We start from the raw sequence: 5,663 nt of genomic DNA, 5'->3' as shown, positions 1-5,663 counted from the left end.
GGTACGCCACAGGGCAGGTTGCACAATGGCCTCGTAACGGGTCCGGCGAAATCCCGTATCCCCCTGCGCAAAATGACTCACGATACCGCTGACCCGCCGCTGCAGCTCGCCGTTGTACCAGACCATCAGCTCGCACGGCTGGTCCAGCACGTCGCCAAAATCAATCCCGGGCTGCGGGCTCGCCAGTTTCAGGCTCAGCGCAAACGGCGCATTCAGGGATTCCTTCAACTCAAATTCCACCACCGCAAACGTGCTGGCAGATAACTTCTCCATCCTGACTGTAAACTGCAGTCCCGTACCGTCCGCCACGTCATCTCTCCTCTTTCAGGGCAATGGCTACCGCACGCCCGGCTTTTCACCGTTCGGGGTCCATGTCTTGTTTCAGTGTTCAGGTCTGACCAGAGTCACACCTCAGCACTGAATAATCCGGGCCGAAACCCGGATTATCAGCAGACATTTACGCTTCTATAGGCGCTCGCCAGTCATCGCTGCCGGAAGTGTTAGCAACGGTGTGTTCCCATTCAATTTTCCGGTACGCCAGAGAAACTTCGACGAGTTGGGTGAAGTCCGATTTCGCCGCATCCTGGCAATGCGGCATCTGCAGGTTGATATCGACGATAGTGGCATCAGTCAGTGCTGTCGTGAAAAAATGCTCCTGTTTACCTTTTGTGGAAGTGCGATACCATTTGAGCACGACCCCATCCAGCAACTCACCAGAAGCCAGCGCGTTATAAAGCAACGGTACGGCTTTGTTCAGTGCGACGGTAAATTTAAGCGGCTTATGAACTCGCTGACCGGACGGCTGTCCAGACTGTGGATCAGTCGGAACCGTGATGATGTGCTTAACTTCCTGTACCAGCATTTCGTCTTCATGACCCTCAACAAAAATGTTGCCAACAGAATCGGCAGTAAATGCATCTTTTGTGATGTGACCCTGTTTAGCTCCGGTAATGCTGATATAGCACGGTGTTGGCATTTATATTTCTCCATTTAATTAAACGTGATGTGAACTTCCGCCAGATATATAGCAATATCCATGCCACATTTTTATGTTGTTGTTTTTAAATGATTTTGTTTTTTCTGACTTTGGGTAAAAAACGGGGTCGCGCAAGATCTTGCGCAAAATCAAGCAAGAAGTTGCGCAAACATCTCTAATCCACGGCGTTTATTGCGTAAAAAGTGTTTTATCCCGAAACCTGAGCAAGAAGTTGCGCAGATTTTGCATTCATACTTTTCACGGTGCTTTTACGTTCGATTTTGCAATTATTTTTGTGATAAACATCACACACAAAAATCATTCCGCCGTCATTTATTTGATTAAAAAACAACCACACCACCATCATCTGCCCGGCGCAACATCCGTTCAGGGTGTCGTATCATTCTGACCCTGAACGATACGCAGGCTCCACTCCCGGGCCAGCTTCTGTGCGGCTTTAATTTCATCGGGCTTAAGCAGGGCTTCCAGCGCATTCAGTGCATCCACCGCATCTTTGGCGTTTTCCGTTGCGGCCAGCGAGTACCAGGCATAAGCCTGGATCCGGTTGCGTGGTAGCCCCAGTCCGTCCTGGCTCATCATACCTGCCCGGTACTGCGCCATCCGGTTTCCTGCCATCGCGCTGAGCCGGTATTGCGTGAAGGCCTGCGTGTAATCGTGTGGTCCGCCAAGGCCAAGACGCAGCATATCGCCGTAGTGATAGCGACCTTCCGCATCGCCCCGCGCCGCCAGCTGCTGCCAGGCGCTTCTGGCGTGCACCTCATCGCCCTGTTTTTCATACCACCCGGCAAGCGCACGCGCGGCCTGAAGGTCGCCGCCTTTCGCCGACAGCGTCAACCAGTGAAGCCGCATCTCATCAGTGCTCTGGTACTGGCTGTAAAGGTACTGTGCGCGGGCATCGCCTTTATCGACAGCACGCTTAAGCCAGAGCATCCCTTCAGTCTGGTTTTGCGCCACGCCATTACCGCTCAGGTAAGTCTGTGACAGCCAGCGTTGCGCGGCCACATCGCCACCTTCAGCCGCTTTCTGATACCACGTCAGACTTTCCGTGCCTTCACTGTGCTCCGCCAGCCAGCGCTGTGCCTGCGGGTTGCCGAGAGCGGCAGAATGACGGTACTCACGGCGGGCGATATCCTCTGACTTATCAACACCGTTGCCGGTTTCATGACGGTGGGCCATCAACGCCAGGGCAGCAGGCTCCCTCTGCGCGGCTGCTTTTTGCAGCCAGGACAGCGCCGTTTTTTCACCCTCAGGCTGCGTCTGATACCAGCGGGCCAGCATCAGCTGCGCCTGCGCATTGCCCTGACGGGCCGCGGTCTTAAACTGACTGATGCACTCCGCAACAGGCGATGTGCCATGTGCGGCCTGGCAGTGTCCGGCAAGGTTCATACTGGCCTGCGCATTACCGAGTGACGACGCCCGGGTCCACCACTGACGGGCAAGCGCGTCGTTACGCGGCTCCCCCAGCCCGGTGTGGTACCCGTCCCCGGCCTGACGCGCCGCATCCGCCCGGGTTGAGCGCGGCGCATCCGAGGCCGCCGACTGACTGGCCACCTGTTTCATCAAAGCCAGCGATCGTGCGTATTCCCCACGGGCCGACAGCTTTCCGGCCAGCACGTACTGCGCCTGTGCATCCCCGGCCTGTGCTTTCTGCTCCAGCGCAGCTTCCGGAAGCGACGACAGCGGCGCGCTGCAGGCGCTCAGCCCCCCGGTAACGACCAGCACCATCAGGCATAATGTGCGATAAAAACGCGGCATCATCACAAGTCCCGCGGTGCCGGCTGCAGCTGATACAGCCGCACGCTGTACGATTTGAGCGTTGACTGCAGGGCGTCCAGCTCGGCCTGACTGACGGTCTGGTTTGCCCGCTGCAGGGCTTCCAGCCGGTTAAGTCGTACGCTAAAGGGCGTATCGCGATCCATGTCCTTACGGATGTCGTAAAGCGAGGATTTGAGGTAAGAGATGGTGACCGTTTTGTGCAGGCGTTCCAGGTTCTGCAGCTCTGCCAGCAGCGCATCCACCCGTGCGGTGGCATCCGGCCAGCCGGAGACCGGTGGCGTCACCCCACGCTGTGTGTTCAGCATCTGCTGCCACTGGCTGTCCATCGCACTGACTGCCAGAGACTGTGGGTACAACATACGCAGGGAACGTCGCAGCCCGTCGGCATACTGATAGGCCCACAGCGGCGAGAGCTGCTGCACATGCGCCATCTGCGCCTGATAATCCCGGCTTATTTGTGGCTCCATGTCACGCAGAGCCTGTTCCCCCAGCGCCAGACGGACATCACTCAGCTTGGCGGCATCCGGGGCCACAGGCCAGGTCAGCGCATTCGCTTCCAGCATCGCCGTGGCATCGTGTTGCCGGGAGGACTGCTGCGTGCTCCAGTGAACCCAGCCGGCCACCATCAGTACCGGCAGCAGGCAGCTCATCATTCCGCTGACAAACCAGAACCACGACGGACGCGGAGGCTTATAAGACTTGATTTTCAGCACCGTCGGCTTCAGCGACCCTTTTTCCCGGCCCACAATGATGCTGCCGGTCGGGAGCTGCGCCAGATCCGGACTCACACTGCCGTCCGCTTCTTCAGACCGGAAATACACCACCGGCGGCACCTGCATCTCTTTTTTCAGCGCGTCCTGCTCCGGCGATACAATCACGATTTCTGACTCATCAAACAGGCGGGTATACCCTTCAATAAAGTGCAGCAGGTTCTCGATTCGCGGCACCCGGAACAGCCCCGCATGATGCAGCTTCTCGCTAATAAGCTGCAGTGCCCGTTCACAGCGGTAAATCAGGCGTTTATCGTCATGCCCGACCGGGTACTGACGTACCACGTCACTGACACGGGCGATAAACCAGTCGAGCATCTCCACCCGGGCCCGGGACTGATGGACCGGCGGCCAGACATTGTCCCACTGGGTCACGATCAGCGTGCTCAGAAACTCGCAGCCTTCGGTAAAACCGCTCAGTCCATGCAGACGGGCACGGGCCAGCGTAAAGTAAAGAGCGGTCTGCAGATCCACACCCTGCTTTTCAAAAATAGCCTGTGCCATCTCGTGCACCAGCGCCCAGTCCACTTCCGGGCGTGACGCGTGGCTGAGTTTATTGATTTCAGTACGCAGTCTTTCGTATTCCGGCAACACGCGGGGATCGCGCCCCACGCTCAGCGCCTGTTGAGTATCATGCATCCGGTTCTTCCCGTCGTCTGAGGCACAGCCGGCCCCGTTAATAAAGCGTTTCCGGTAAACGGAACTGGCTGAACAGTCCCGTCGCAAACGGACTGTGATCTGCATCACTGTAGACCCGCCAGGTCATGGCTCCGTCATCCACGCCAAAACGCACATCAAATGACCCCCGGCTCACCTGCGTCCGGTTGCCGGCATCCAGCAGGCGGAACATCGCCCAGGGGCCGGTAAAGCCCAGGCTTCGCGGTGAGCGGGCTCCGTCATCCGGTATCAGCGTCAGTTTGCTCTCCGCCCCGTCACGCAGGGCGTTCGGCCAGACCAGCGGCACTTTCTGACGTCGTCCGTGGCTGTACTCCACCAGCTGGCCGTCAAGGTTCAGCACGCTACGGCGTTTACTGGCGGTCAGTTCAACCGGCTCCACCACAAAGTGCACTTCCGGCTGTCCCTGAGTATTAAACAGGGCCTCCCGGATCCGCTGCGCCTGGTCAAGCTGGCTCACCAGCGTCCGCAGATGACCGTTACCGGCATCCTGCTTCAGCACGCCGCTGTCCAGCAGCGGCTTGAGGCTGGACTGATAAAAGCCATCAAGCGTGCCGCCGGGGGCAAAGAAACGGGTCACTTCAGACAGGGACGCATCCTGCGAAGAGGTCGGGTTGAAGGGATAGCGATCGGCCAGGGTGTCGTTAAACGGCGTCAGCACCTGCTCACTCCATGCCTGGTTCAGGGATGACATGGCAAGCGACGTCGTCACATCAGCGACCTGTGTCGCAATCTGGCTGACCCAGCGATCCAGTGGCGCAGGCAACCCCCGCGCATACTGTTGCAGGCTGAAAGCCGGATCCTTATACGGATCGCTCTGGCGTAACTGCAGGGCCTTAAAGGCAGCGGCACCCGGATCGCCGGCACTGTTTATCTGCTCCAGCCACTGCGCCAGGGCGATGAGTTGCTGGTTTACGCCCTGGATAAGTGGCGCATTATCCCCATGGCCTTTCAGGGTGTCGTCCAGTTGGGTAAACGGACGCGCTATCCGGCTGAGGGTGTCACGCTGTTGTGCTTCCCCTTTTCCGGTCAGTGGACGGACGGCGGTGTTATCGCTCAACAGGGAGACTATATGCCGGAAAGGCTGTTCATCGCCGGTAATGGTATTCAGTACCGACAGCGCCTGCTCCGGTGAATCAAAGGGCTGAATATCCAGCGCGGATAACAGTTTCTGCCAGTGACCGGTATAGTCGCTGATGTAGCGATCGCTCACCTGACGCTGAATTTCACTGCGATCGGCCTCGCTGAGCTGCACCTGCTCATGTAGCCCCAGCACCCACGCATCCAGCCCTGTCAGATCAAACAACGTGTTATTCTGACCCCGGAAAAAATCGCTGTAGCCGGACCAGGTGAACAGGCGTGGTATCGTGCCGGCATGCGCATCACGCAGCACAAACACGCTGTCAAAACTTTGCCCGGTTTCATCCTGTACCCGCAAATCCGGC

At 57.9% G+C, this 5,663-nt stretch carries 5 protein-coding genes; all 5 read right to left on the bottom strand.

Annotated features, from left to right (window positions below):
* On the bottom strand, positions 1-309 hold a 309-nt coding region (locus DEO48_RS15645; RefSeq protein WP_258306110.1), incomplete at its 3' end, for a contractile injection system protein, VgrG/Pvc8 family.
* 148 nt (positions 310-457) lie between these two features.
* Entirely contained in the window at positions 458-976 is a 519-nt protein-coding gene (locus DEO48_RS15640) for an Hcp family type VI secretion system effector (protein WP_109845674.1), read from the bottom strand.
* A 387-nt stretch (positions 977-1,363) separates the two neighbouring features.
* Positions 1,364-2,755 carry a tetratricopeptide repeat protein gene (locus DEO48_RS15635; RefSeq protein WP_109845673.1) on the bottom strand — a complete coding sequence of 464 codons (1,392 nt, stop codon included), beginning with the start codon at positions 2,753-2,755 and terminating at the stop codon, positions 1,364-1,366.
* Positions 2,755-4,182 (bottom strand): VasL domain-containing protein, encoded by a 1,428-nt coding sequence (locus tag DEO48_RS15630; protein ID WP_109845672.1) that lies wholly within the window; start codon positions 4,180-4,182, stop codon positions 2,755-2,757. The genes DEO48_RS15635 and DEO48_RS15630 overlap by 1 nt, the downstream gene beginning before the upstream one ends.
* A gap of 37 nt (positions 4,183-4,219) precedes the next feature.
* A partial coding sequence (gene tssM, locus DEO48_RS15625; RefSeq protein WP_109845671.1) for a type VI secretion system membrane subunit TssM occupies positions 4,220-5,663 on the bottom strand: 1,444 nt, incomplete at its 5' end.

It is taken from the genome of Enterobacter sp. CGMCC 5087 (assembly GCF_003144775.1).
GTDB lineage: Bacteria > Pseudomonadota > Gammaproteobacteria > Enterobacterales > Enterobacteriaceae > Enterobacter > Enterobacter cloacae_M.
This window is presented reverse-complemented; position numbering and strand designations above follow the sequence as displayed.

What these genes read in the sequence shown, in the direction of transcription:
- DEO48_RS15630 (WP_109845672.1), bottom strand. Translation starts at nt 4,182, where the DNA reads ATGCATGATACTCAACAGGCGCTGAGCGTGGGGCGCGATCCCCGCGTG.
- DEO48_RS15635 (WP_109845673.1), bottom strand. Translation starts at nt 2,755, where the DNA reads ATGATGCCGCGTTTTTATCGCACATTATGCCTGATGGTGCTGGTCGTT.
- DEO48_RS15640 (WP_109845674.1), bottom strand. Translation starts at nt 976, where the DNA reads ATGCCAACACCGTGCTATATCAGCATTACCGGAGCTAAACAGGGTCAC.